This window comes from Sphingomonas sp. RIT328, from assembly GCF_000632225.1.
Lineage (GTDB): Bacteria > Pseudomonadota > Alphaproteobacteria > Sphingomonadales > Sphingomonadaceae > Sphingomonas > Sphingomonas kyungheensis.
Genome location: NZ_JFYV01000009.1, coordinates 19,573 through 45,451 on the forward strand (window position 1 = coordinate 19,573; position 25,879 = coordinate 45,451).

A 25,879-nucleotide genomic window follows, 5' to 3' on the forward strand; every position below is an offset into this window, starting at 1 on the left:
ACCGATATGGCCGCCTACGAACATTGCTATTGGTCGTCCGCCGACGGGCTCAAGCTGCATTATCGGCTCTATCCCGGCGATGCCGCGGCGCCGCCGGTGCTGTGCCTGCCGGGGCTGACCCGCAATGCGCGCGACTTCGATCACCTCGCCGCGCGGCTCGCCGGTCCGCGGCAGGTCATCGCGGTCGATTTCCGCGGTCGCGGCCGCAGCGACTATGCCAAGGACCCGGCGACCTATGTCCCGGCCACCTATGTCGCCGACGTGCAGGCCCTGCTTGCCGAGCGCGGCATCACCCGCTTCGTCGCGGTCGGTACCTCGCTCGGCGGGATCGTGACGATGCTGCTCGCGCAGGCCGGGGCGGGGATCGCCGCGGCGCTGCTCAACGACGTCGGCCCGGAGATCGAGGCGGGCGGGATCAGCCGCATCCGCGGCTATGTCGGCAAGGCGAGCAGCTGTCCGACCTGGATGCACGCCGCGCGCGCGCTGCAGGACGGCAATGCCGACATCTATCCCGACTGGCGGATCGAGGACTGGCTGGCGATGGCCAAGCGCGTCTATCGGCTGACCAGCAGCGGGCGCATCGTGCTCGACTATGACCTCAAGATCGCCGAGCCGTTCCGCACCCCCGGCAACGAGAGCGAGCCGGACATGTGGACGGCGCTGGCGGCATTGCGCGACGTGCCGGTGCTGGTCGTGCGCGGCGGGCGATCCGACGTGCTGTCGCAGCCGGTCGCCGAGCGAATGGTCGCCGCGCTCGACCGGGCCGAGCTGGTGACGCTGCCGGGCCTCGGCCACGCGCCGACCCTCGCCGAGGCGGCGCTGCACGATCCGATCGACCGGCTGCTCGCGCGCGCTGCGGCATGACCGCAGCCGCGCCGCCCGCGGACGAGCCCGACGGCGCGCCGCGGCTGATCCAGCTCGACGTGCTGCGCGGCGTGGCAATCCTCGCCATCCTGTTCATGAACATCGGCGAGATGGGCGCGTCGATGACCGCCAATTGGTCCGACATCCGCCATATCGGCTGGAGCGGCGCCGACCGGATCGCCTGGTGGACGCAGACGCTGCTCGTCGAGGGGACGGCACGCGCGCTGCTCGAGATGCTGTTCGGTGCGGGGATGCTGATCCTCACCGATCGCTTCGCGGCGGCGAGCGATCATCCGCTCGGGGTGACCTTGCGCTACGGCTGGCGCAACCTCGTGCTGTGGGCCCTGGGCATCACGCATATGTTCCTGCTGCTGTGGCCGGGCGATATCCTTCACACTTATGCGGTCGCCGCGCTGCTCGCGTGCGCGGCGCGGCGGGTGTCGACCCGCGCGCTGATCGTACTCGGGCTCTCCTATGCCGCCTTCACGCTCGCCGCCGGGCTGACGACGCAGGTGCCGGCGGCGGCCCGCGCGCAGGCGGCGGCGGCGGATGCGGCGGCGGTGGTGCGCGAAGACGCCTTCGGCCACGGCGATCGCGCCGCCTGGACCGCCGGGCAGCGGCGCGTCGCGCTGGAGCGGCTGGGCGGCGAGGAGATCGTCTATGTCTGGGAGGCGGCGGCGACGATGCTGGTCGGCGCGGCGCTGTTCCGGATGGGGGCGTTGCAGGGCGGCTGGTCGCGGCGTCGCTATCGGCGGATGCTCGCCTGGGGGTACGGCATCGGCCTGCCACTGCGCATCGCCGGCGCGTGGGAGGCGACGCGCTTCGACGGGCAGGTCGGCCATGTCTGGATGGTCGAGGACATCGCGCGGCTGGCGACGACCGCGGGTCATGTCGCGGGACTGGCGCTGCTGCTGTCGCATCCGCGCGGTCGCGCCTGGCTAGTACCGTTCGCGGCGGCGGGGCGATGCGCGCTGACCGTGTATATCGCGCAGACGCTGATCGTCTCGTGGCTGATCTTCTCGCCCTATGGCCTCGGACTCTACGGACGGATGGGCTGGGCGGCGATGATGGCGGTGGCGTTCGCCGTCGACGCGCTGCTGCTCGCCGCCGCGGTCGGGTGGCTGCGCCGCTTCCGCATCGCGCCGGTCGAATGGCTGTGGCGATCGCTGGTCGAGGGGCGGCTGCTGCGCTTGCGCTAACGCTTTCGAATGGCGGCGGACGCGGGTAGATCGATGCGCATGACGCCGCATGTCCTCCACCTTCATTCGAGCTTCAGCCTGGGCGGCAAGGAGGCGCGTGCCATACGGCTGATGAACGCCTTCGGCGATCGGCTGCGCCATACCATCGTCAGCGGCGTTCCCGACCAGCTCGGCGCGCGCGCCGCGATCGCCAAGGGCGTGCGCTACGAGATCGCGCAGGATCCGCCGGCGCTGACCGGACGCCCGTCGGTGGCGCGCTACGAGGCGCTGGCGCGGTTCATGCGGCGCTTCGACCTGGTGCTGACGTATAATTGGGGCGCGATCGACGGGGTGATGGCGCGGCGCGTCTTCGCCAAGGGCGCGCCGCCGCTGATCCATCACGAGGACGGCTTCAACGCCGACGAGGCGCAGGGGCTGAAGATCGAGCGCAACGTCTACCGTCGCATCGCCCTGAGTGCGGCGCAGGCGCTGGTCGTGCCGTCCGAATCGCTCGAACGGATCGCGCTGCGGACGTGGAAGCAGCCGCCCGCGCGCGTCCACCGCATCAGCAACGGCATTCCCACCGCGCTCTACGCGAAGAAGCCCGATCCGCGGGCGATCCCCGGCTTCGTCGCCAACGGCAAGGAGGTGGTGATCGGGGCGCTGGCCGGCCTGCGCACGGTCAAGAACCTGCCGCTGCTGGTCCGGGCCTGCGGCGGCATCGCCGGCAAGTTCCGGCTGGTGATCGTCGGCGAGGGAGCGGAACGCGCCGCGATCGAATCGACCGCGCGCGCGATGGGCATCGCCGACCGCGTTGTGCTGCCGGGCTTCCTCGCCGACCCGCACCGCTACATCGGCCATTTCGACATCCTCGCGCTGTCGTCGGCGAGCGAGCAATTCCCGATCAGCGTCGTCGAGGGGATGGCGGCGGGGCTGCCGGTGGTCAGCACCCCGGTCGGCGACGTGCCGCAGATGGTCGCCGCGGAGAATGCGCCCTATGTCACCGGTGGCGACGAGGTGCTGTTGCGCGATGCGTTGCAGGCGCTGGTCTCGGACGCCGCCCTGCGGGCGCGGATCGGCGCGGCGAACCGGGAGAAGGCGAACGCCGCCTATGACGAAGCGGCGATGATCGCGCGCTACGAGTCGCTGTACGGTGCGGCGCTGGGGCGGGGGTTCTAGCCGGATCGGCGATCACCGCCGCGCAAGATCCGGATGCGTCGAAGGGGTTCGCGCAGAGGCGCGGAGGGGTGCGCGCGCCGCGCTGGCACCTGCGATCTCACGCCACCGACATGCAGGCGCGCGTCGCCCGAATCCAGTCTCTCCGCGTCCTCTGCGCCTCCGCGCGAACCAATTTTCGGCCGCAGCCCGCGGCTTAGCCGGCGACTCGATGTCGACCGGACGTAGGTGGCGCCTCATGCCGCTTCGGCGAGTTCCTCCACGATCCGTGTCGCGAAATGGAGCGATGCGCCCGGTGCGCCCGCCGCGACCAAAGCGAGATCGGCAGCGCCCTGCAACAGGCCGTCCTCCACCTCGGGCTCCTGCGCCTCGGCGGCGGCGATGGTGGCGGCGAGGATCGCGCGGGCACGGCGTGCGCCATAGGTCAGCGTGAAGGCGTCGAGCGCGGTGGCGAAGCAGGTCTGGTCGCTGATCGGCGCACCGCCCGGCTGCTGCAACGACGCGCAGGCCGCGCCGAGCACATAGGCGCGCGACCAGGCCGAGCCGGTCGGCCCACCCTCCGGCAGCCGCCCCGCCGCACGCCCGAGCCGTTCGAACTGCGGCAGCAGCAGCGCACCGAGCGGCACCTGCGCCAGTGCGGCGTGCATCGCCCCGGCGCGGCGCGGCGCAATCAGATGATTGAGGATCCCCATCGCCCGTCCTTCCCCCCTCGCATCGCGTGTCGAGCGGGGCTTGTGGCGCATCGGCGTTAACCGTCGGCTAAAGGGCAGCAGGTCGGTCTGATCGCGCGCAACGCGCAATTGCTTCGCTTCGCCGCCGGCTTCTTGTATAGCCGGCCGCATTTACCCCGGATGAGGTGCAATTTTCCGTGTTCAAGGGCCTGAAGCCGATCGTCTACAATGGCCGCGAGGTCTGGCCACTGGTCGAGGGGGGCAAGGGCGTCGCCGCGACCAACCACGCCTCCGCCGGCGCCTGGGCCGCAGCGGGCGGGATCGGCACGGTCTCCGCGGTCAATGCCGACAGCTATGACCCCGAGGGCAAGATCATCCCGCAGGTCTATCGCGCGCTGACCCGGCGCGAGCGGCACGAGGAACTGATCGCCTATGCGATCGAGGGCGCGGTGCAGCAGGTCCATCGCGCGTTCGAGATCGCCGGCGGCAAGGGCGCGATCAACATCAACGTGCTGTGGGAGATGGGCGGCGCGCAGCGGATCCTGCACGGCGTGCTGGAACGCACCCGCGGCATGGTCGCGGGCGTCACCTGCGGCGCGGGCATGCCGTACAAGCTGTCCGAGATCACCGCTTCCTACGGTGTGTCCTATCTGCCGATCGTCTCGTCGGGCCGCGCCTTCCGCGCGCTGTGGAAGCGCGCCTATTCGAAGGCGGCGGAATGGCTGGCGGCGGTGGTCTATGAAGACCCCTGGCTCGCCGGCGGCCACAACGGCCTGTCTAACGCCGAAGACCCGCTCAAGCCGCAGGACCCGTTCCCGCGCGTCGCCGAGCTGCGCGCGGTGATGCGCGAAGGCGGCATCCCCGACACGACGCCGATCGTGATGGCGGGCGGCGTCTGGTATCTGCGCGACTGGAACGACTGGATCGACCATCCCGAACTCGGCACGATCGCCTTCCAATACGGCACCCGCCCGCTGCTGACGCAGGAAAGCCCGATCCCCGAGGCGTGGAAGGCGAAGCTGACCGAGATCGAGGAAGGCGAGGTGCTGCTCCATCGCTTCTCGCCGACCGGCTTCTATTCGTCGGCGGTGCGCAATCCCTTCCTGCGCAATCTCGAAGCGCGCTCCGAGCGGCAGATCGCCTTTTCGACGCAGGAGGCCGGCGACCACGTCTTCCAGCTCGACGTCGGCGTGAAGGGCAAGAACTTCTGGGTGACGCGCAACGACCTGCTCCGCGCGCGGCAGTGGTTCGGCGAGGGCTTCACCGACGCGCTCAAGACGCCCGATAATACGTTGGTGTTCGTGACGCCGACCGAAAAGGGCATCATCCGCAAGGACCAGGCCGATTGCATGGGCTGTCTGTCGCAATGCTCCTTCTCAAGCTGGGCGGACAGCGAAACCAATTCGACCGGCCGACTCGCCGATCCGCGCAGCTTCTGCATTCAGAAGACGTTGCAGGACATCGCGCATGGCGGCGACATCGACCAGAACCTGATGTTCGCCGGCCATGCGGCGTATAACTTCAAGCGCGATCCCTTCTATTCGAACGGTTTCGTGCCGACGGTGAAGCAGCTGGTCGATCGCATCCTGACCGGGGACTGAGGACGGCGGCCCGGTGGCGATGGACCTGGATATCGCCACCGCGCTGATTGCCGTCGCGGAGGCGATGCGGCCGGCGCGCGATCCGTGGTGGATCATCGGCAGCGCCGCGGCCGTCCTGCTGGGCGGTGCGACCAGTGTCGCCGACATCGATGTGTTGACGAGCCGGCGCGATGCCGAGGCGCTGGTGCTGCGGCTCGGGCTCACGGTCGCCGCGCCCGATCGCCATCCGCAGTTTCGGTCGCGGCTCTTCGCCCGCTGGCAGCGGGCGGATCGCGACGTCGAGATCATGGGTGAGCTGATGCTCGCCGACGGCCCGGCGTGGCAGTCGATGACACCGCGCACGCGCCAAGCCCGGCCCGTCGCGACATCGACCGTCTACGTTCCCGGACGGGCGGAGATGATCGCGATCCTCACCCGCTTCGGCCGCGACAAGGACCGGGAACGGGCGCACATTCTAGAGTGTACGGGAGCGCCGGGTTGAGGCGCTCGGCGCTCCCGAACCTGGTTCAGTCGGCGACGGTGCCGACCACGGCGCCGGCGGTGCCGCCGACCGCCGCACCCTTTTCGACGCTGCCGCCGGTGGCGGCGGCGACGCCCGCGCCACCCGCCGCGCCGATGCCGGCGCCCTTGAGCGTCGAACAGGCCGACAGGCTGAGCGCGACGCCGGCGAGCAGGGCGACGGAGGCGAGCGGCTTGCGGGACATGGGGCTAATCCTTGTTCTGACTGGAAGGCCCCTAAATGGTGCTGCGCAGCAAAGTGTTCCGATCAGACACATTTTCTCACGATCGGTGAGCCAATCGGCTCACGCCCAGCCGTCGAGCACCTGATCGGGCGGGCGATGGCCGTCTGCCCACATGCGGATGTTCTGGATGACCCGCTCGCCCGAGGCGCGGCGGCCCTCGAACGTCGCCGATCCCATATGCGGCGTCATCACCACATTGGGGAGGGCGAGCAGGCGCGGATCGATGCGCGGTTCATGCTCCCATACGTCGAGCCCCGCGCCGGCGAGCTGCCCCGCCTCCAACGCATCGACCAGCGCGACTTCGTCGAGGATGCCGCCGCGCGAGGTGTTGATGACATGGACGTGGCGCCGCATCAGCCCGATGCGGCGCCGGTCGATCAGGTCGCGGCTGTCGGCGTTGAGCGGCGTATGGATGCTGAGGATGTCGATCGCGCCGAGCATTGCGTCGAGATCGGCGTGATAGGTCGCGGCGAGCTCGTCCTCGAGCACCGCGGGCAGGCGGCGGCGGTTGTGGTAATGGATGGCGAGCCCGAAGGCGCGCGCGCGCCGCGCCACCGCCTGGCCGATCCGCCCCATGCCGACGATGCCGAGCGCCTTGCCGCCGATGCGGTGGCCGAGCATGCCCCCCGGGCTCCAGCCGTGCCAGCCGCCCTCGCGCACCAGCTTCTCGCCCTCCGCCAGCCGCCGCGGCACCGAGACGATCAGCGCCATCGCGACGTCGGCGGTATCCTCGGTCAGCACGCCGGGCGTGTTGGTGACGATGATGCCGCGCGCGCGCGCCGCCTGGAGCGCGATATGATTCACGCCCGCGCCGTAATTGGCGATCAGCTTGAGGCGCGGGCCGGCGCCCGCGATCAGCGCGGCGTCGATATCGTCGGTGACGGTGGGGACGAGTACGTCGCATTCCGCCATCGCCGCGGCGAGCGCCGCGCGGCTCATCACCGTGTCGCCGCGGTTGTTGCGCGTATCGAACAGCGCCTCCAGCCGGTCCATCACCGTGTCGGCGAGTTCGCGGGTGACGATCACCGTCGGGGTCTGGCGGGGCTGTGGCATCGCGTCCAGCGGCTTGGCGGAGCCTATCCGCCGCGTCAACGGATCGTTGCTCCGGCCGGCGCCTGCGCTAGAGAGGGGCTTCACGGTCAAGGAATGTTACCATGCGCCTTCGGGCTTTAGCGATCGCAGGGCTGGCGATGCTGACGGCGGACGGCAGCGCGCAGGCAGCCGAAGCGAAGCGGACGCTCCCCTATTACGCGTCGATCAGCGCCGGCCGCGCGCGGATGCGCACCGGGCCGGACCGCACCTATCCGGCGAGCTGGCTCTACCAGCGTGCCGACCTGCCGGTGCGGGTGGTCGCGGTGTTCAAGCAATGGCGCAAGGTCGAGGACCCCGGCGGCACGCAGGGGTGGATGCTCGCCGCGCTGCTCAGCGACCGACGCACCGCGATCGTCCGCGGCCCCCAGCCGCTCGAGATGCACGAACGCGCCTCGTCGGGCACCAAGCTGCTGTGGCGCGCGGCGCCGGGCGTCGTCGGCCGGCTCAGCGCCTGCGGCGGCGGCTGGTGCCGCTTCGACGTCCACGGTCAAGCGGGCTATGTCGAGTCGAGCGGCCTGTGGGGCGTCGAGCCGGGCGAGCAGCTGCCGTAACCGCGTCTGCCGCGGTCCAAGTGCCCCTGTGCGCCGTCCTCCATTTTCCTGCCGCAGCGCTTATCGCGGCCGGATGTTTTCGCGCGGAGGCGCGGAGGCGCGGAGGCGCAGAGGCGCAGAGGCGCAGAGGCGCAGAGAGCCAGAGTAGGGTCGTTGGTGGAACGGCGCGACCGCCTCGCCCGGTCAGACGGCTGACGCCGAATGATGCACGCGAGGACGCGAAGACGAGAAGATGGTGCGCGTGAGCGCACTCCCTCGACCTGTGTGAGCGACGGCTGGACTGCGCCAATCCCTCCTTCTTCTCCGCGCCCCCGCGCCCCCGCGCCTCCGCGTGAACCTCTTCTTATCTTCGCGTCTTCGCGGCGTCGCGTGGATCCGCAACGACGTGCGTTCACAGCACGGGCCAATGATTCACGCGGAGGCGCGAACACGAAAGGGTGGGGCTTCGCCCGGGTAGCGGCTGGCGCCGCGGCGACCCGCAAGGTCTCGGCAAGTCCCGAGCGCTCCCTGCGCGCCTCCGCGCGACACCGCTAGGTCACACCAGTTCGACCGCCATCGCCGTCGCCTCGCCGCCGCCGATGCACAGCGAGGCGAGGCCGCGGCGCTGGCCGTTGGTCTCGAGCGCCGATAGCAACGTCGCGAGGATGCGCGCGCCGCTCGCGCCGATCGGATGGCCGAGCGCGCAGGCGCCGCCATGGACGTTGAGCCGCGCCGGATCGAGGCCGAGATCGTGGATCGCAATCATCGACACCACCGCGAACGCCTCGTTGACCTCGAACAGGTCGACGTCGTCGCGGCTCCAGCCGGCGCGCTCCATCGCCTTGCGCATCGCGAACACCGGCGCGGTGGTGAACTTCGCCGGCGCATGCGCATGCGCGGCATGTGCGACGATCCGCGCGACCGGCGAGAGGCCGAGCCGCTCGGCGACGCTGGCGCGCGTCATCACTAGTGCGGCGGCGCCGTCCGAGATCGACGAGGCGTTGGCGGCGGTGATCGTGCCGTCGCGCGAGAAGGCGGGCTTGAGCGTCGGGATCTTGGCGACGTCGCCGCGCGCCGGCTGCTCGTCGCGCGCCACCGTCGTGCTGCCCTTGCGGCCCTTGACCTCGACCGCAACGATCTCCCGATCGAACGCACCGCTGGTCTGCGCGCGCTGCGCCCGGTGCAGCGATTCGATCGCATAATCGTCCATCGCCTGACGCGTGAACTGGTAATCGGCCGCGGTTTCTTCGGCGAAATGGCCCATCAGCCGGCCCGGCTCGTACGCATCCTCCAGCCCGTCGAGGTACATATGATCATACATCGTGTCGTGGCCGATGCGTGCGCCGCTGCGATGCGTCTTGGACAGATAGGGGGCATTGGTCATGCTCTCCATTCCGCCGGCGACGAGCAGGTCGGCAGAGCCCGCGGCGAGGGCATCCGCGGCCATGATCGCCGCCTGCATCCCCGATCCGCACATCTTGTTGACCGTCGTCGCCTCGACATGCGTGCCGAGCCCCGCGCCGATCGCTGCCTGCCGCGCCGGCGCTTGGCCGAGCCCGGCGGGCAGCACGCAGCCCATGTAGATCCGCTCGATCGCCTCCGCGGGCGCCTGTGCGCGCGCGACCGCCGCGGCGACGGCGGCGGCACCGAGCTCGGTCGCCGAGGCGCCGGCGAGCGACCCCTGGAACGAGCCCATCGGCGTGCGGGCATAACTGACGATGACGACGGGATCGGTGGACATGCGCTCTCCGGTGTTTCTAGTTACGTGCGATCTAGGTGGTGGCGGGAGGCGGGGCAATGCGGTGTGCGGTGAAAGCGGCCGGGCGGTGCCGGCCGGCGGGCGTGCGTTCCCTTGGTTGGAGGGGGGATGCCGGACCCGTCCGGGCGCCCGCCGTGCCGCGCCGGCATGAAGCTCGGCGGCTGCGTGCTTGTGGCTGCCGGACCGAGTTGAGAGCCTGGCGAACCTCGGACGGATGCACTCACCGATTTACCACCCCGGCGGAGGCCGGGGTCCAGTCGGGTGAAGCGTTGTCCTGCCTCAGTACGGGTCTCCAACTGGACCCCGGCCTCCGCCGGGGTGGTCGGGAGGGTGTCGCAGCGGTCGTGCGCAGGCGGAGTTGCGGGAGCCGGGCAGAGCGACTGGTTGAGGCGCGACGATCGGCAGACTCATGTTTTGACGAGGCTCTCGCAAAAGTCTCGGCATCACCCGAAACGCGCCGTCACCCCGGACGTGTTTCGCGGTCCACCCTGCCGCGCCATCACCGGCTGACGCTCCTGCGGCGTGGATGCCGGACCGGGTGCGGCATGACGGCGGGGGTTTTGCCGAGGTCCCCCCTTCTCGTCAGCGACATTGCGAGCGCCGTCGCGCCGCCGTCGGGTTTCGCGGCGGAGATACCTTCGCGGCACGGCAAATCGTCCGTAAGCCTTTATTTCCACGGGATACTTTTGCGGCACCACTCGCTCAGCGGGGATGGAGACGTATATCGAGCCGATCCGCTGGTTCGCGTCGATCAGCGGGATGATCGCGGCGACCATCGTGGCACTGGACTGGGGGCGGCGCGATACCGGCTGGGCGATGGTGCTGTTCTGCCTGTCGGCAGTGGCGTGGCTCGCCGGCGCGGCGATGATGCGGGACTGGGCGCTGGGCTCGCAGAACATCGTGCTGCTGCTGATCGATCTGCTCGGCGTCTACCGCTATCTGATTCGCGAGCCGGCTCCCGGCGAGGCGTGACGTGAGCGTCGGCTGGGCGCTCGCGCTCGGCGGGCTCGGCGCGATCTTCGGCAGCTTCATCGCCGCGCTGGTGATCCGCTGGCCGGCGGGCCGATCGGTGCTGCAGGGCCGGTCGGCGTGCGATGCATGCGAGCGGACGCTGTCGCCGCTCGAGCTGGTGCCGATCGTCAGCTTCCTTGCCCAGCGCGGACGCTGCCGCGCCTGTGGCGCGCGGATCGAGCCGACGCATCTGTGGATCGAGCTGGCGGCGGTGGCGATCGGCGCGGCGGCGGGGGCGGTGGCGCCGGGCTGGGGCGGGATCGCCGGCGCGACCTTCGGCTGGCTGCTGCTCGCCCTCGCCGCGCTCGATATCGTCGCCTTGTGGCTGCCCGACCGGCTGACCGCGCTGCTCGCGGCGGCGGGACTGGCGAGCGGCCTCACGGATCTGCCCCCCGGCTGGACCGACCGGTTGATCGGCGGGGGGGCCGGCTATGGTGCGCTCGCCGCGATCGCCTGGGGCTACAAGGCGTGGCGCGGGCATGACGGCATGGGCGGCGGCGATCCCAAATTGTTCGGCGCGATCGGCCTGTGGCTCGGCTGGCGGATGCTGCCCGCGGTGCTGGTGATCGCCAGCCTCGTCGGGCTCGGCGTCGCGCTGTTCGCCCGCGTCACCGGCCGGGCGATCGCGCGCGATACGGCGCTGCCGTTCGGCGCGTTGCTGGGAGTCGCGGCTTACCCCGCGTGGCTCGCCATGGTAGGGTGGGCGCCATGATCGCGCTGTTGCTCGCCGCCGCCCTGCAGACCGCCGCGCCCGCCGCCCCGACCGGGCTTGGCGCGATCGGCCAGCAGCATCTGCCTGCGAAGGGGTGTGCCGCCTATCTGTGGAACCCGGCCGACCGCCAGCTCGTCGCGATGGCGACCGCGGACCCGGCGACGTTGCGCATCGCGGTCGGCGGCAAGACGATCGATCTCGCGCGCAGCGGCGGCGGGGCGGCGGCGGCGCTCGGCTTTGCCGAGGCGACGGACTATGTCGGCGGCGACCTCCACGTCCGGCTGGCGATGACGATCGTCCAGCAGGACGGCCTCACCGCCGGCGCGCGCGTGCCGCAGGCCTCGTTGCAGGTCGACCGACCGGGGCAGGACGCGCTCGTCCTCCCCGTCGCCGGGCTGGTCGGCTGCCGCAGCTGAGCGCGACCGAGCCGCCGTCCATCGCACCCTGTCGTTGCGCAGGTAGAACAAACATCGTTCATAACGGTTCTACCCCTCGCCAATGAGGGGGACGAGCATGATGACACGATCTTTCCTGCTCGCGGCGTGCGCCGCGCTGTCGGCCGCACCCGTGCAGGCGCAACAGGTGGATGTCGGCGCTCCGGCAGCCCCGGACGCGGCGACGCCCACCAACGGCCAGGCGGATACCCAGCACCGGCCGCGCACGCCGATCCGCCGCGCGCGCGACACGTCGCCATCGGCGCTGATCGGCGATACGCAGAGCGCGCCGCCGCCGGGGCTGATCGGCGACTGGCAGACGATCCGCACCCGGCTCGGCGCCCGCGGCATCGGCGTCACCGCGCGTTATGCGTCGGAGAGCGGCTATAATATCGCGGGCGGCACGCGGAAGCTGTTGCGCGAGACGGGGCAATTCGACGCGGGCATGCTGCTCGACCTAGACAAGCTCGTCGGGCTGACCGGCGGCGCCTTCCAGGCGACGGTGACGTGGCGGCGCGGTCGCAACCTGACCGCCGACGCCGGGATCGATGCGCTGCAACAGGTGCAGGAGGTCTATGGCCGCGGCCAGACCGTCCGCGTCACGCAATTATGGTATGAGCAAAGGCTCGGCCAGCGCGTCGAGGTCAAGCTCGGCCGCACCAACCCGGGCGAGGATTTCGCGGTCTTCTCCTGCCACTTCATGAATCTCAGCTTCTGCGGCGCGCAGCCGGGCAATCTGGTCGGCGATTATTGGCAGAACTGGCCGGTCGGCCAATGGGGCGGGCGGGTCCGCGTCGACCTGCCGCACGACCTCTACGTGCAGGGCGGGGTCTATGAGATCAATCCGCGCAATCTCGACACCGGCTTCTTCCTGTGGCGGCTGCATGGCGCGACCGGCGCGCTGATCCCGGCGGAGGTCGGCTGGACGCGCGGCGGCGACGACGGCCATGTCGGATCGTACAAGGTCGGCGGCTGGATCGGCACGGCGCGCGGCGACGACGTGCTGCTCGACGTGAACCGCGCGCCGCGCGTCGTCACCGGCCTGTCGCCGCTCGAACATGCCAGCCGGTACGGCGTCTATGCGACGGTGCAGCAGCAGCTGACGGGCGAGTCGAAGGACGGCAAGGCGCTGACCGGGCTGTCGATGTTCGCCAACGTCACGCAGGCGGACCGGGCGACCTCGGTAACCGACAATCAGGTGTCGCTCGGCCTGTTCTACAAGGGGCTGGTGCCGGCGGTGCCGGGCGACGTGCTCGGCGTCGCGGCGGCGCGGACCAACGTCAACGGCCGCGCCGCGATCGCCGACCGGCTGGTGCCCGACACGCCGGTCCGCGACGCCGAATATGCCGCCGAGGTCTATTACAGCATTCACCCCGCCGCCTGGCTCGAGCTGCGTCCCAATCTGCAATATATCCACCAACCCGGCGGCATCCGGGAAGCGCATGACGTCGGCATCCTGGGGATGAAGGCGGCGGTGACGCTGTGAGCAGGGGCGCCGGTCGGCGGTGACGCTCTGGCCGGCGCGTCGCGTCGGCTCGCCTTGACCCGCGCCGGGACGCGATCCGTGCTTGTCGTGCCGCCGCGGCCGGGGTAGACCGGTGTTATACACGTTAAACAGAGGTATAGCATGCAAACCGCCAGCCAGGTCCTCGATCGCGTCCTCGTCCTCGAGATGGTGCGCGTCACCGAGGCGGCGGCGGTGTCCGCCTCGACGCTGACCGGGCGCGGCGACGAGAAGGCGGCGGATGCCGCCGCGGTCGAGGCGATGCGCGCCGCGCTCAACGAACTCGACATCGACGGCACGGTGGTGATCGGCGAGGGCGAGCGCGACGAGGCGCCGATGCTGTTCATCGGCGAGAAGGTCGGTACCGGCAACGGCCCGGCGATCGACATCGCGCTCGATCCGCTCGAAGGCACGACGATCTGCGCCAAGGCCGGGCCGAACAGCCTCGCGGTGCTGGCGATCGCCGAAAAGGGCGGCCTGCTCAACGCCCCCGACGTCTATATGGACAAGATCGCGGTCGGGCCGAACCTGCCGGCGGGGGTGATCGACCTCGACCGTACGCCAACCGAGAACATACATGCGATTGCCGCCGCCAAGGGCGTCGCCCCCAATGAGATCATCGCCTGCGTGCTCGACCGGCCGCGGCACGAGGCGTTGATCGCCGAACTGCGTGCGATCGGCTGCGGCGTGATGCTGATCGGCGACGGCGACGTCGCCGGGGTGATCGCCACCGCCGATCCCGACACGACGATCGACGTCTATATGGGCTCGGGCGGCGCCCCGGAGGGCGTGCTCGCCTGCGCCGCGCTGCGCTGCGTCGGCGGCCAGTTCAAGGGCCGGCTGCTGTTCCGCAACGACGACGAGCGCGCCCGCGCCCGCAAATGGGGCATCGCCGATCTCGACAAGCAATATGACCTCGAGGAGCTGGCGCGCGGCGACTGCATCTTCGCCGCGACCGGCGTGACCGACGGCTCGCTGCTCGCCGGCGTCAAGCGCAGGAAGGGCAAGATGACCACCGAGAGCGTGGTGATGCGCGCCTCGACCGGCACGGTGCGCTGGGTCAAGGGCGAACACCGCACCGATTGACCGGGGCGGGGTGCCGGTGGCGTTGGCGTGTCTGTGCCGTGCCAGGCCGATGCCGGTGCCGCTCGGACGTCGGGGCCGGCGCCCTCTCCCTCCCAATCGTCATCCCGGCTTCGCGGGGATGACGATTGAAGGAGTGGCTGTGACGCTCTCACCCATGGACTTCGCCGTGCGTCCGGGGTGATGGACGGACATGCTCGCCATCATCCTCGTCCTGACGCTCGCCTATCAGATCGCCCTGTTGCGGCGCGGGCGGATGTTCGTCTGGGCGCGCGTGCGGTTCGAGGCGCGGCATCTGCGCTGGGCGCTGACCTTGTGGATCGGCTATGGCCTCGTCGCGCTCGCCGGGCTGGCGGCGGTGCAGCGCCTGTCCGGCATCTGGCGACTGCCGGCGGAGTTCTGGGCGCTCGCCGTCGTCGCGGAGGTGCCGCCCGGCTCGATCGGCGCGGATACGGTGGCGATCGGGCTTGTCGGCGGCAGCCTGCTCGGGCTGCTGCTGACCTGGTGGCGGGCGCGGCGCGGCCGGGCGCCGTGGACCGCGGGCGATGCGCGAGCGGTGATGCCGACCAGCGATGCCGATTTGTGGCCCGCCGCCGCGCTCGCGCTGTCGGCGGGGACGGCCGAGGAGCTCTTCTACCGGCTGCATCTGCCGGTGGTGGTGGCGATGGCGAGCGGATCGGGGCTTGCCGGCGTGATCGTCGCAAATACCGCCTTTGCGGCGATGCACCGCTATCAGGGCTGGATCGGCGTCGCCGCGACCTTCGTCGGCGGCGCTTTGCTCTCCGCGCTCTATATGGGCACCGGCGCGCTGTGGGTGCCGATGGCGGTGCACGTGCTGGTCGACCTCAACGCGCTGGTGCTGCGGCCGGCGCTGTCGGCGCGGGTGCGGCGGCGGCTCAGCTCTTGAGCCGCCAGCCGCTCTTGAAGATCCAGGCGATGATCGCGAGGCAGACGACGAGGAAGCCGAGCGTCACGCCGAGGCTGAGCGCGATGTCGACATCGCCCTTGCCGAAGAAGCTCCAGCGGAAGCCGCTGACCAAATAGACGACCGGGTTGAACAGGCTGACCGTCCGCCACGGCTGCGGCAGCATGTCGATCGAATAGAAGCTGCCGCCGAGGAAGGTCAGCGGCGTGATCAGCAGCATCGGCACGAAGTTGAGCTGTTCGAAGCTGCCCGCCCAGATGCCGAGGATGAAGCCGAACAGGCTGAAGGCGAGCGCGGTGAGCAGCAGGAAGGCGATCATCGCGCCGGGATGCAGCACCGTGATCGGCACGAAGAAGGCGGAGGTGGCGAGGATGATCAGGCCGAGCACCACCGACTTGGTCGCCGCCGCACCGACATAGCCGAGCACCATCTCCATCGCCGAGATCGGCGCGGACAGCAGCTCGAAGACGGTGCCGGTGAACTTGGGGAAGTAGATGCCGATCGAGGCATTGCCGACGCTCTGCGTCAGCAGCGACAGCATGATCAGGCCGGGGACGATGAAACTGCCATAGCCGACGCCGTCGACCGTCTGCATCCGGCTGCCGATCGCGCCGCCGAAGACGATGAAATAGAGGCTGGTGGTCAGCACCGGCGCGACGAGGCTCTGCCAGAGCGTGCGCAGCGCCCGCGCCATCTCGAAGCGATAGATCGCCCAGACACCGTGCAGGTTCATGCGCGTTCCCCCACCAGATCGACGAAAATGTCTTCGAGGCTCGACTTGGACGTCTCGAGATCCTTGAAGGAGATCGACTGTTCCGCCAGCGCGCGCAGCAGCGACGGGATGCCGGTATGCTCCTCGGTCGCGTCGAAGACGTAGCGCAGCACCTTGCCGTCGTTGACGAGGCTGAGCTGCCAGCGCTCCAGGCCGGGCGGCACCGCGGCGAGCGGCTCGACCAGCGTCAGGTCGAGCTCGCGCTTGCCGAGCTTGTGCATCAGCGCGGCCTTTTCCTCGACGAGCAGCAGCCGTCCCTTGTCGATCACGCCGACCCGGTCGGCCATCTCCTCGGCCTCCTCGATATAATGGGTGGTGAGGATGATCGTCGTGCCCTGTTCGCGCAGGCCGTGCACCAGCTTCCACATGTCGCGGCGGAGCGCGACGTCGACGCCGGCGGTCGGCTCGTCGAGGAACAGGATTTCCGGCTCGTGCGCCAGCGCCTTGGCGATCAGCACGCGGCGCTTCATCCCGCCGGACAGCGCCATGATCTTGGTATTGCGCTTGTCCCACAGCGACAGGTCGCGCAGCACGCGCTCGATATGCGCGGGGTTGGCGGGATGACCGAACAGCCGGCGCGAGAAGGTGACGGTGGCGAGCACCGTCTCGAACATGTCGACCGACAGCTCCTGCGGCACGAGGCCGATGCGGCGCCGTGCGGCCTTATAATCGCCGAGCGCATCGTGGCCGGCGACGGTGATCGTGCCGCTGCTCGGCGTGACGATGCCGCAGATGATGCTGATCAGCGTCGTCTTGCCCGCGCCATTGGGCCCGAGCAGCGCGAAGATCTCGCCCTTCCGGATGGCGAGGTCGACATGGTGGAGCGCGGTGAAGCCGCCCTTGTACGTCTTGGACACGCCGGCGACGGCGAGTATCGGTTCTGGCATGCGGACGTCCCCCGGTTGCGCCGCAGATAGGGGGGCGAGGGCGGGTTGATAAGGGGCCTCGGCGGGATGGCGCTGGATGAGGGGGGCCTCAGGCGCTCCTCTCGCGTCGGAGGCTGTCGGAGCGTGCAGCCGGGTTCGCTCCGCGCGCGGGACGGCGAGAGGACAATGAACGCGATACGGAACCCTAGGGTATTGAGGGTCCATTCCATTGTCTTGGCCGGGTCGCTCCCCCCCATTCGTCATCCCGGCGGAAGCCGGGATCCATGGAGGCGGTCGGCTGATGGCGCGTGCTGCCATGGGTGGCGCCGTATCCATGGATCCCGGCCTGCGCCGGGATGACGAAGGAGAGGGGCGTTCCAGCCAACGACTGACGGCTGACGCCCCGCGCTCAACATCCGACGCCTCGCGCCCGACACCCCACACCCGACTCGAAGCCTCTACACCCCCCGCGCGGCGGCGATCGCCTTCTCCAGTTCCTCGATCGGCAGCGCGCCGGACAGGACGCGGTTGCCGACCACCCAGCTCGGCGTGCCGTTCATGCCGAGCTTGGCGGCGACGGTCATGTTCTTGGCGATCTCGGCGTCGATCGTGCCGCTGTCGACCGCGCCGAGGCCGACGCCGGCCTTGGCGGCGGCGGCGGTGATCGAGGCGTCGCTGACCGGGCCGCCGGCGTAGAGCGCGTCATGGAAGGCGAGGAACTTGCCCTGCTGCGCCGCGGCGAGGCTGGCACGGGCGGCGGTGCGGCTCGCCTCGGACAGGATCGGCAGGTCGCGATAGACGATGCGCAATTTCCCGTCGCGCTTGAGCAGATCGGCGATCATCGGCAGCGATGCGCGGCAATAGCCGCAATTATAGTCGAAATATTCGACCAACGTGACGTCGCCCTGCGGATTGCCCGCCCAGGCGCTGCCGAACGGCGTGACGATCGCCTCGCGGTTCGCGGCGACCAATTCGCCCGACTGACGCTCCTGCAACCCCTGCATCGCCTGCGGGATGATCTCGGGATGGGCGAGGACGTAATCGTGGACGACACGCTCGATCCGCGCCTGATCGGCACCGCCGGGGCTGGCGAACCGCTCATAGCTCCACACCGCGCCGGCGCCGATCAGGCCGCCGAGCGCCGCGACCAGCGGCAAGGTAAAACGCGTCATCGTTTTTTATATTTCTTTGGATTGTCGTCCATGTCGTTCTGTGCGGCCATCGCAATGTCCTGCGCGCGGATCCAGTCGGACGAGTTGGCGGGAAGGTTGGCGAGCGCATAGCGCGCACTTTGTGCGGCGGTCCGCTGATCGCCCTCCATGCTGGCGCGCTCGGCGGTGGCAAGCGCGGCGCGCGGCGTGTCGCCGGTCAGTTCATAGACCGTGCCGAGTTGATACCAGGCGAAGGGGTTTTCGTCATCGCGGCCGACCGCGACGCGCAGCACGCGCACCGCCTCGGGATAATTGGCCTTGTCCTCGGTGGCGATCAGCGCGTGGCCGAAGGTGGTGGCGATCAGCGGATTGTTGCGCGAGCCTTCGGTGGCGGCGCGCAACGGCGCGACGGCGTCGGCGGGATGGCCCGCTTCGAGCAGGATCTGGCCGCGGATCTCCTGGAAATAGGGGTCGTCGGGCTTGGCCTTGATCAGCGCGACCGATTCGGCATCCGCCTTGTCGGGATAGCCCGCCTTATGCCAGGCATAGGCGCGGGCGTAATGCGCGTAGATGCTGGTGTCGCTCTCCGGAAAGTCCTTGAGCGTCCGCTCCGGGCTCATCACATAGCCTTCGAGCTTCGCCTTGACGCGGCGGAAGCGTTCCTCGATCGCCGGGTCGGACGGCTTGTTCCACGACGGCGACGCCTTGAGCACCGCGGTGAGGCTGGCGATGCGGTCGCCGGACAGCGGGTGCGTCTGCATGAACGGATCGATATTCTCGACGCCGTAGCGATATTCCTGCTGCTGGAGCGTGCCGAAGAAGCTCAGCATGCCCTTGCCGGTGACGCCGGCGCTGTTGAGGAAGCGCGCACCGGCGGCATCGGCGGCATTTTCCTGCGTGCGGCTGAACGACAGATATTTGGCCATGCCGGCGGACTGGCCGAGCGCCATCAGCCCCGCGCCCGCCTCGCCCGCGCCGGCCGCCACCGCGGCGAGGCCGAGCACCATCGACAGCAAGGTGATGTGCATCGCCGGCTTGATGCCATTGTCGGCCAGCACGACGTGGCCGGCGGCGATATGGCCGAGTTCGTGCGCGATGACGCCCTGCACCTGATTGGCGTTGACCGCTGCCTGGAGCAGACCGGAATGAACGTAGACGGTCTGGCCGCCGGCGACGAAGGCGTTGATCGAATCGTCGTTGATCAGCACGACCTTGACGTCGCGCGGGGAGAGGCCGGCGGCCTTGATGAGCGGCACGGACATGTCGCTGAACATCGCCTCGGTCTCGGCATCGCGCAGGATCGACTGCGCCTGCACCGGCGCGGCGCAGACCAGCGCGGCGGCGGCGGTGCACATAGCGAGTCGCATGATGCGGGGAGAGCGGGCGATCACCCGCTCCATATAGGCAGGCGGCGGAGGAAGGTCACGGCGAAAGCGGTGGGGCGGGGCGCCGCAGCGGCCTCCGACCCGGCCGTCGGTCAAATTGCCGCGGCTATCGCGGTATCAGCGTCACGAAGCTGTACGCGGGGCGCCCGTCCGCTGCGGCGATGTCCTCACGGGCGATCTCACGCCAGTCGGCGAAGCCGGGCATGGTGACGTCGCCGTCGGCGTCGCAATGGACCTCGGTCAATTCGATCCGGTCGGCGCGGTCGCGGAGCAGCGCGAAGATCTCCGCGCCGCCGATCACCGCGACATCCGCACCGGCGAGCGCCAGCGCCGCGTCGACATCATGCGCGACCTCGGCCCCGGGCGCAGACCACTGGCGGTCGCGGGTCAGCACGATATGGCGGCGGCCCGGCAGCGGCGCCGGGAAGCTGTCGAACGTCTTGCGCCCCATCAGCATCGCTCGGCCCAATGTCATCGCCTTGAACCGCTTGAGGTCGGCGGGAAGATGCCAGGGGAGGCGACCGTCCCGGCCGATCACGCCATTGTCGGCGCGGGCGAGGTGGAAGCTGATCACACCGACACCGCCGCCTTGATATGCGGCTGCGCGACATAATCGTGCAGCACGAAATCCTCATAGGCATACGCGTCGATCGAATCGGGGCGGCGGGTGATCTCGAGTCGCGGCAGCGGCCCCGGCGTCCGCGTCAGTTGCAGCCGCGCCTGATCGAGGTGGTTCGTATAGAGGTGGCAATCGCCGCCGGTCCAGATGAACTCGCCGACCGCCAGATCGCATTGCTGCGCGAGGATATGGGTGAGCAGCGCATAACTGGCGATGTTGAACGGCACGCCGAGGAAGATGTCCGCCGACCGCTGGTAGAGCTGGAGCGAGAGGCGGCCGTCGGCGACGTGCGTCTGGAACAGGCAATGGCAGGGCGCCAGCGCCATCGCGTGGAGATCGCCGGGGTTCCATGCCGAGACGATCTGGCGGCGCGAGGCCGGCTGGCTGCGGATCTGGGCGATCAGCTCGGCGATCTGGTCGATATGGCGGCCATCGGCGGTTGCCCAGTCGCGCCATTGCTTGCCATAGACCGGGCCGAGATCGCCCGCTTCGTCCGCCCATTCATCCCAGATGCTGACCTTCTGCTCCTGCAGCCAGCGCACGTTGGTGTCGCCGCGCAGGAACCACAGCAATTCGATGATGATCGAGCGCAGATGCAGCTTCTTGGTGGTCAGCACCGGAAAGCCCTGCGCCAGGTCGAATCGCATCTGCGCGCCGAAGACGGCGCGCGTGCCGGTGCCGGTCCGGTCCATCTGGGTGGTGCCGCTGGTCAGCACGCGATCGATCAGGTCGAGATATTGGCGCATCGCGACCGCCTATCGCGTGGCGCCGTTTTGGGCGAGCTTTTTGCTGCGACGATCCGCCGCGTGCGCGACAAACCGTCGTGCCGGATGATCCTGTCCCGATCCTCATCACCGATCCTCACGCCGTCATCCGTCTGCTCGCGGACCTGGGTGACGCGACGCTCGAGCGCGCGACCGTCCTGTATCTTGATCCGAATTGGATATATCTCGGCCGGCTCGATTTCGACGGGACGAGCGAGCAGGTCGCGCCGCCACTGCGCGCGATCATCGCCGAGGCGCTGCGGCTCGATGCCGCGCGGCTGATCCTCGCGCACAATCATCCCGGCGGCGATCCGCGGCCGAGCGCCGCCGATCTCGACTATACCCGCACGCTGGCGCGCGTCGCCGAGGCGCTCGACATGATGCTCGCCGATCATCTGATCCTCGCCGCAGGGCAGGTGACAAGCCTGTTCGACGTTCGGTTGCTCTGAGATTCGGGCGTCAGCTCGGATGGTGGAGAGGCGGGTTCGCACAGAGGCGCGGACACGGCACTGCGCGGCATCCGCCCACTTCCGTCACCGCGGCGATACGACCGTCGCTAGCGCAGGACGCAGGGTTTGATCGCCTCGGGTTCGGGGCGGGGGCCGACGGCGCGGAAGGTGGCGAGATAGCCGCCGGCCGAGGGCATGTCGCTCATCGACACCTGGCGATAGCCGACCGCCTCGAACTCGCAGCGCAGCAGCGCGGGCGGGGTGCCGTGGTTCTGCGTCTGGCGATTGGCGTCGACCACCACCACCAGCCCGTCGGGCTTGAGCGACGGCCGCAGCCGCCAGAGGAATTCATAGGGCTGCGCGATCTCGTGATACATGTGCACCATCAGCACGCGATCGAAGCTCGCGTCGGGCAATTTGGGATCGTCCGGCGTGCCGAGCCGCACCGAGACATTCTCCAGATCCTCGCGCGCGACGCGTTCGGCGAGCGTGTCGCGGACGCTGGCGACGATATCCTCGGCGAGCACGCGCCCGTCCTTGCCGACGCGGCTGGCGAGGCGGATCGTGTAATAGCCTTCGCCCGCGCCGATGTCGGCGACGGTCATGCCCTTGGCGATCCCCGCTTTGCTCATCACCTCGCCCGCCTCGTTGACGCGGTCGCGCGCTTCCTCGTTCGACCAGCGCGCCGAGACGATATGCGCCACCGGCCGATCCGCGGCGGGGAAGAGCATCGGCTTCTCATCCTGGCGGATCAGCGGTTTCGAACCGTCGCACGCGGTCGCGGCGAGCATCGTCGCGAAGGTCAGCAGCAAGGCCGGGCGCAGGCTCAATCGACGTCCTCCACCTCGACCTTCTCGCCCGTCACGCGCTGCGACAGCGCCGCCGCCATGAACGGATCGAGCGCCCCGTCGAGCACGTCGCCCGGCGCGGTCGAGGTCGTGCCGGTGCGCAGGTCCTTGACCAGCTGATACGGCTGCAAAACGTAGGAGCGGATCTGATGGCCCCAGCCGATATCGGTCTTGGTGGCATTTTCCGCATTGGCCGCCTGTTCGCGGATCGCGAGTTCGCGTTCGTAGAGGCGCGCGCGCAGCTGGTTGTACGCCTCCGCCTTGTTCTTGTGCTGCGACCGCTGGTTCTGGCACTGGACGACGATGCCGGTCGGGATGTGCGTGATGCGCACCGCCGAATCGGTGGTGTTGATATGCTGGCCGCCGGCGCCGCTCGCCCGATAGGTGTCGATGCGCAGGTCGCTTTCGTTATATTCGACCTCGATATTGTCGTCGATCACCGGATAGACCCACACGCTCGAAAAGCTGGTGTGGCGCCGTGCCGCGCTGTCATAGGGGCTGATGCGGACGAGGCGATGCACACCGCTCTCGGTCTTGGCATAGCCATAGGCGTTCTCGCCCTTGACCAGCAACGTCGCCGACTTGATGCCCGCCTGCTCGCCCGCGTGATAGTCGATCAGTTCGACCTTCATGCCACGGCGCTCCGCCCAGCGCGTGTACATGCGTTGCAGCATGCCCGCCCAGTCCTGGCTCTCGGTGCCGCCGGCGCCCGAGTTGATCTCGATATAGGTGTCGTTGGCGTCCGCCTCGCCGGCGAGCAGCGCCTGGATCTTGTCGTGATCGGCGCGCTGCGCCAGCGCGGCGAGCGCCTCGACGCCCTCCGCCTCCATCGCGGTGTCGCCCTCGGCCTCGGCCATCTCGATCAGCTCGACGGTGTCGTCGAGTTCGGACTGGATCGCGCGCGTCGCGGTGATCGCCTCGTCGAGCCGGCGCCGTTCGCGCATCACCTCCTGCGCCGCCTTGGGGTCGCTCCACAGCGCCTGATCCTCGACGCGGGCGTTGAGCTCGTCGAGACGGCGGAGCGCACGGTCCCAATCGAGGAACCGGCGCAGCAGCGCCAGCGCCTCTTTGATGCTGTCGACGTGGGACTGCGCTTCGGCGCGCATGGGAAGTCTCCGGTAAGCGAAGGAACGGGGCGATGACGCCTATGTAGGAGCAGGCGCTAGTAGATTCCGCCTTGTCTTTGCAAGAAATCGCTGTCGCGCGGTGCGGCGCGGGCGCGTGCCGGGGTGGTCGCCGCGGCGGCGGGGGCGGGGCCGCGGTGGATGGCGCGGCGCGGTTCGCTCTGCGGCTTGAACGCTTCCCAGATCACCGCCGCCTTGGGATCGGCGTCGGTCGGGAAGGTGCCGAACACAGGCTTGCCGCTGGCGCGATCGATGCGGACCATGCGGATGCCGGGCGCCGCTCGGAACGGGATCTTCTCCATCCCTTCATAGGCCTTGACCGCAAAGTCCTTGAAGATCGGCGCGGCGAAGGTGCCGCCCTGCGCATAGCCGCCGAGATTGCTGGGCGTGTCATAGCCGACATAGAGTCCGCCGATGAATTGCGGCGTGCCGCCGATGAACCAGACGTCGGTCGGGCCGCTGGTCGTCCCGGTCTTGCCGAACATCGGCCGGTCGAGGTCGCGCAGCACCACCGCGGTGCCGCGCTGGACGACGCCTTCGGTGATATGGACCATCTGATAGGCGGTCATCGCGTCGATCACCTGGCGTGCGCGATCGCCCGGCCGCGGCATCGGCTTGCCGTCCCAGTCGGGGGCGTTGCAGCCGTCGCAGGCGCGCCAATTCTCCGGCAGGATCACCTTGCCGTGGCGGTCCTGGACGAAGTCGATCAGCGTCGGACTGTGCGCGCGGCCGTTGTTGGCGAGCGTCGCATAAGCGTTGACCATCCGGCTGACGGTGGTGACGCCCGCGCCGAGCGCATTGGCGAGATAGGGCTGATAGTCGCCGACGCCCATCCGCTTCATCACGTCGACCACCTTGGGCATGCCGGTGGCGGCGGCGGCGCGCACCGTCATCAGGTTGCGCGACTGTTCGATCCCCCAGCGCATCGTATGCGGCCCGGCGCCGCGCGAATTGCCGAAGTTGCGGAAGCATTTGTTGCCGAGCGCCGCGCCCTGGTAAACGCAGAACGGGCCGTCGATGATGATCGACGCGGGCGTCATGCCGTTCTCCAGCGCGGCAGAATAGACGATCGGCTTGATCGTCGATCCCGGCTGGCGCAGCGCCTGCGTCGCGCGGTTGAACGGCTGCAGGCGGCTGTCGAAGCCGCCCTGCATCGCCAGCACGCGGCCGGTCGCCGGCTCCTCGACGACGAAGCCGCCCGAGATCTTCGGCACCGAGCGCAGGCCGTAGCTGCTGCCCTCCGGCGCGACGGCGATGATGTCGCCGGCGCGGATCGCGGCGAAGCTGGTGCCGCCCTTGCCGCGGACCGGCATCTGCGCGCCGCTGCGCGGCAGGCGGCCGGTCTGGCCGTCGGCGAAGCCGAGCTGCCACGCATCGCCGTCGCGCGCGATGACGATCGCGGCGCGCCAGTCGCTGTAGTCGAGGCCGATGTTGGTGTTGAGCAGCGTCTGCTGCCACGAATCGGCGTCGACCTCCTTGTGCGTGATCGGCCCGGCCCAGCCGCGCCCGCGATCGTAGCGGAGCAGCCCGTCGCGCAGCGCCTGCGCGGCGAGGTCCTGCAAACGCGTGTCGAGCGAGGTGCGCACCCACAGCCCGCCCTGATAGACGCCATAGGGCCCGTCGCGCGCGGTTTCGCCGAACTTGCCGATCAGCTGGCGGCGGACCTCCTCGACGAAATAGCCGCCGACGCGTTCGAACTTGGGGGTGCGGCGCAGGATCGTGCCGAGCGGCTCGGCGACCGCCTCGTCATGCTGCGCCTGGTTGATGAAGCCGTTGCGCAGCATCTCGCCGAGCACGTAATTGCGCCGCGCCAGCGCGCGATCGGCATGACGGACCGGATCGTAGTTGGACGGCCCCTTGGGCAGGATGGCGAGATAGGCGAGCTGGGCGAGATCGAGCTCGTCGAGCTCCTTGTCGAAATAGGCGTGGCTCGCCGCCTCGACGCCGAAAGCGTTCCGCCCCAGCGCGATCTGGTTGAGATAGAGTTCGAGGATCTGCGGCTTGGTCAGCGTATCCTCGATCCGATAGGCGAGGATCGCTTCCTTGATCTTGCGCGTCGGCGAATATTCGGCGCCGATCAGCAGGTTCTTGGCGACCTGCTGGGTGATGGTCGAACCGCCCTTGGCGCGGCGGCCGCTGCCGAACTTGCGCGCGTAATCGATCACCGCCCCGCCGAGGCCGGGATAGTCGACGCCGTGATGCTCGAAGAAGGTCTTGTCCTCGGCGGCGAGGAAGGCGCGGACGAGCAGCGGCGGATATTCGGCGAAGCTCAGCTCGACGCGGCGCTCGCGCGCATAGGATTGGATCGGCGTGCCGTCGATGCCGCGGACGTTGGTCGGCAGCGGCGGCTCATAGGTGCGCAACTGGTCCACCGAAGGCAAGGCGCGCAGGATCGTCACCCACAGCACGCCATAGCCGATCGCCGCGAGCACCGCGAGGATCGCCAGTCCCTTGATCCACCAGCGTCGCCACGCACGCCGCACCGCGCCGCGGAGGCCGCCGGTGTCGCGGAACGCCTGGAGGCGGGATCGGGGAGCTTCGGACGCCATAACGCCGCGGGCGTGTAGCAGGTTCGCGCGCGCTTGCCACCCTCGCTGGCGGCGCGGGGGCCGCGCGCC

The 25,879-nt window shown here is 69.5% G+C and carries 26 protein-coding genes; 13 read left to right on the forward strand and 13 right to left on the reverse strand.

What is annotated here, in order from left to right; all coding sequences use genetic code 11:
• The first annotated feature begins 6 nt into the window (after window positions 1-6).
• From BW41_RS05185 to BW41_RS05195, 3 genes are read left to right on the forward strand one after another with little or no spacing between them, the layout of a single operon-like run.
• Window positions 7-864: an alpha/beta fold hydrolase gene (locus BW41_RS05185; RefSeq protein WP_037532227.1), complete on the forward strand. Its 858-nt coding sequence runs from the start codon at window positions 7-9 to the stop codon at window positions 862-864.
• Window positions 861-2,063 carry a DUF418 domain-containing protein gene (locus tag BW41_RS05190; protein WP_037532107.1) on the forward strand — a complete coding sequence of 401 codons (1,203 nt, stop codon included), beginning with the start codon at window positions 861-863 and terminating at the stop codon, window positions 2,061-2,063. The genes BW41_RS05185 and BW41_RS05190 overlap by 4 nt, the downstream gene beginning before the upstream one ends.
• Before the next feature lie 39 nt (window positions 2,064-2,102).
• Window positions 2,103-3,221, forward strand: coding sequence for a glycosyltransferase family 4 protein (locus BW41_RS05195; RefSeq protein ID WP_037532109.1), 1,119 nt, complete (start codon window positions 2,103-2,105; stop codon window positions 3,219-3,221).
• A gap of 233 nt (window positions 3,222-3,454) precedes the next feature.
• Here the strand turns inward: BW41_RS05195 and BW41_RS05200 are convergent, their stop codons facing one another.
• Window positions 3,455-3,910 (reverse strand): hypothetical protein, encoded by a 456-nt coding sequence (locus BW41_RS05200; RefSeq protein WP_235199539.1) that lies wholly within the window; start codon window positions 3,908-3,910, stop codon window positions 3,455-3,457.
• A gap of 176 nt (window positions 3,911-4,086) precedes the next feature.
• Here BW41_RS05200 and BW41_RS05205 point away from each other — a divergent pair, with 176 nt between their 5' ends.
• Together BW41_RS05205 and BW41_RS05210 are read left to right on the forward strand one after the other, a co-directional pair.
• Window positions 4,087-5,490, forward strand: a complete 1,404-nt coding sequence (locus tag BW41_RS05205) for an NAD(P)H-dependent flavin oxidoreductase (protein ID WP_037532111.1) — start codon at window positions 4,087-4,089, stop codon at window positions 5,488-5,490.
• Between the two features lie 19 nt (window positions 5,491-5,509).
• Window positions 5,510-5,971 (forward strand): hypothetical protein, encoded by a 462-nt coding sequence (locus BW41_RS05210; RefSeq protein ID WP_235199561.1) that lies wholly within the window; start codon window positions 5,510-5,512, stop codon window positions 5,969-5,971.
• 25 nt (window positions 5,972-5,996) lie between these two features.
• Here BW41_RS05210 and BW41_RS05215 read toward each other — a convergent pair whose 3' ends face one another.
• Entirely contained in the window at window positions 5,997-6,194 is a 198-nt protein-coding gene (locus BW41_RS05215) for a hypothetical protein (RefSeq protein ID WP_037532114.1), read from the reverse strand.
• Between the two features lie 99 nt (window positions 6,195-6,293).
• Complete coding sequence (locus BW41_RS05220; RefSeq protein ID WP_037532234.1) at window positions 6,294-7,286, reverse strand: 2-hydroxyacid dehydrogenase; 993 nt, start codon at window positions 7,284-7,286, stop codon at window positions 6,294-6,296.
• A 101-nt stretch (window positions 7,287-7,387) separates the two neighbouring features.
• On the opposite strand from BW41_RS05220, the gene BW41_RS05225 reads away from it, so the two are divergent.
• Window positions 7,388-7,876 (forward strand): SH3 domain-containing protein, encoded by a 489-nt coding sequence (locus BW41_RS05225; RefSeq protein WP_037532116.1) that lies wholly within the window; start codon window positions 7,388-7,390, stop codon window positions 7,874-7,876.
• A gap of 535 nt (window positions 7,877-8,411) precedes the next feature.
• Here BW41_RS05225 and BW41_RS05230 read toward each other — a convergent pair.
• Complete coding sequence (locus BW41_RS05230) at window positions 8,412-9,596, reverse strand: acetyl-CoA C-acyltransferase (protein ID WP_037532118.1); 1,185 nt, start codon at window positions 9,594-9,596, stop codon at window positions 8,412-8,414.
• Between the two features lie 729 nt (window positions 9,597-10,325).
• Between BW41_RS05230 and BW41_RS05235 the strand changes: the two genes are divergently transcribed.
• The 6 genes from BW41_RS05235 (at window position 10,326) to BW41_RS05260 (ending at window position 15,265) form a co-directional block, all read left to right on the forward strand.
• Window positions 10,326-10,586 (forward strand): hypothetical protein, encoded by a 261-nt coding sequence (locus tag BW41_RS05235; RefSeq protein WP_235199541.1) that lies wholly within the window; start codon window positions 10,326-10,328, stop codon window positions 10,584-10,586.
• Window position 10,587: 1 nt separating this feature from the next.
• On the forward strand, window positions 10,588-11,337 hold the full coding sequence (locus BW41_RS05240; RefSeq protein ID WP_037532121.1) for a prepilin peptidase: 750 nt from the start codon (window positions 10,588-10,590) through the stop codon (window positions 11,335-11,337).
• Window positions 11,334-11,753, forward strand: a complete 420-nt coding sequence (locus BW41_RS05245; protein WP_037532239.1) for a hypothetical protein — start codon at window positions 11,334-11,336, stop codon at window positions 11,751-11,753. Before BW41_RS05240 ends, BW41_RS05245 begins: the two co-directional genes overlap by 4 nt.
• A gap of 97 nt (window positions 11,754-11,850) precedes the next feature.
• Window positions 11,851-13,257, forward strand: coding sequence for a carbohydrate porin (locus BW41_RS05250; protein ID WP_037532123.1), 1,407 nt, complete (start codon window positions 11,851-11,853; stop codon window positions 13,255-13,257).
• Window positions 13,258-13,398: 141 nt separating this feature from the next.
• Entirely contained in the window at window positions 13,399-14,361 is a 963-nt protein-coding gene (gene glpX, locus BW41_RS05255) for a class II fructose-bisphosphatase (RefSeq protein ID WP_037532126.1), read from the forward strand.
• Between the two features lie 190 nt (window positions 14,362-14,551).
• Complete coding sequence (locus BW41_RS05260) at window positions 14,552-15,265, forward strand: CPBP family intramembrane glutamic endopeptidase (RefSeq protein ID WP_037532127.1); 714 nt, start codon at window positions 14,552-14,554, stop codon at window positions 15,263-15,265.
• On the opposite strand, the gene BW41_RS05265 is transcribed toward BW41_RS05260, so the two are convergent.
• The 6 genes from BW41_RS05265 to BW41_RS05290 all read right to left on the reverse strand — a co-directional run bounded on the left by BW41_RS05265 (window position 15,255) and on the right by BW41_RS05290 (window position 20,822).
• Window positions 15,255-16,016, reverse strand: a complete 762-nt coding sequence (locus BW41_RS05265) for an ABC transporter permease (protein ID WP_037532128.1) — start codon at window positions 16,014-16,016, stop codon at window positions 15,255-15,257. The two genes, BW41_RS05260 and BW41_RS05265, sit on opposite strands and share 11 nt — an antisense overlap.
• Window positions 16,013-16,942, reverse strand: a complete 930-nt coding sequence (locus BW41_RS05270; RefSeq protein WP_037532131.1) for an ABC transporter ATP-binding protein — start codon at window positions 16,940-16,942, stop codon at window positions 16,013-16,015. The genes BW41_RS05265 and BW41_RS05270 overlap by 4 nt, the downstream gene beginning before the upstream one ends.
• Before the next feature lie 437 nt (window positions 16,943-17,379).
• Window positions 17,380-18,093 (reverse strand): DsbA family protein, encoded by a 714-nt coding sequence (locus BW41_RS05275; RefSeq protein WP_037532134.1) that lies wholly within the window; start codon window positions 18,091-18,093, stop codon window positions 17,380-17,382.
• Entirely contained in the window at window positions 18,090-19,427 is a 1,338-nt protein-coding gene (locus BW41_RS05280) for a M48 family metalloprotease (protein ID WP_235199546.1), read from the reverse strand. The genes BW41_RS05275 and BW41_RS05280 overlap by 4 nt, the downstream gene beginning before the upstream one ends.
• 136 nt (window positions 19,428-19,563) lie before the next feature.
• On the reverse strand, window positions 19,564-20,031 hold the full coding sequence (locus BW41_RS05285) for a dihydrofolate reductase (RefSeq protein ID WP_037532137.1): 468 nt from the start codon (window positions 20,029-20,031) through the stop codon (window positions 19,564-19,566).
• Complete coding sequence (locus BW41_RS05290) at window positions 20,028-20,822, reverse strand: thymidylate synthase (RefSeq protein WP_037532139.1); 795 nt, start codon at window positions 20,820-20,822, stop codon at window positions 20,028-20,030. Before BW41_RS05290 ends, BW41_RS05285 begins: the two co-directional genes overlap by 4 nt.
• A 77-nt stretch (window positions 20,823-20,899) precedes the next feature.
• Between BW41_RS05290 and BW41_RS05295 the strand changes: the two genes are divergently transcribed.
• Window positions 20,900-21,289, forward strand: coding sequence for a JAB domain-containing protein (locus BW41_RS05295; RefSeq protein ID WP_051583267.1), 390 nt, complete (start codon window positions 20,900-20,902; stop codon window positions 21,287-21,289).
• A gap of 107 nt (window positions 21,290-21,396) precedes the next feature.
• Here BW41_RS05295 and BW41_RS05300 read toward each other — a convergent pair whose 3' ends face one another.
• Genes BW41_RS05300 through BW41_RS05310 form a run of 3 tightly spaced genes read right to left on the reverse strand, consistent with a single transcriptional unit; the run spans window position 21,397 to window position 25,810 of the window.
• Window positions 21,397-22,080, reverse strand: a complete 684-nt coding sequence (locus BW41_RS05300) for a class I SAM-dependent methyltransferase (RefSeq protein WP_051583271.1) — start codon at window positions 22,078-22,080, stop codon at window positions 21,397-21,399.
• A 35-nt stretch (window positions 22,081-22,115) separates the two neighbouring features.
• Window positions 22,116-23,243, reverse strand: coding sequence for a peptide chain release factor 2 (gene prfB / locus BW41_RS05305; RefSeq protein WP_037532143.1), 1,128 nt, complete (start codon window positions 23,241-23,243; stop codon window positions 22,116-22,118).
• Window positions 23,244-23,299: 56 nt separating this feature from the next.
• The gene (locus BW41_RS05310) at window positions 23,300-25,810 is read right to left on the reverse strand and encodes a penicillin-binding protein 1A (protein ID WP_037532145.1); all 2,511 of its coding nucleotides are present in this window, start codon (window positions 25,808-25,810) and stop codon (window positions 23,300-23,302) included.
• Window positions 25,811-25,879: the final 69 nt, after the last annotated feature.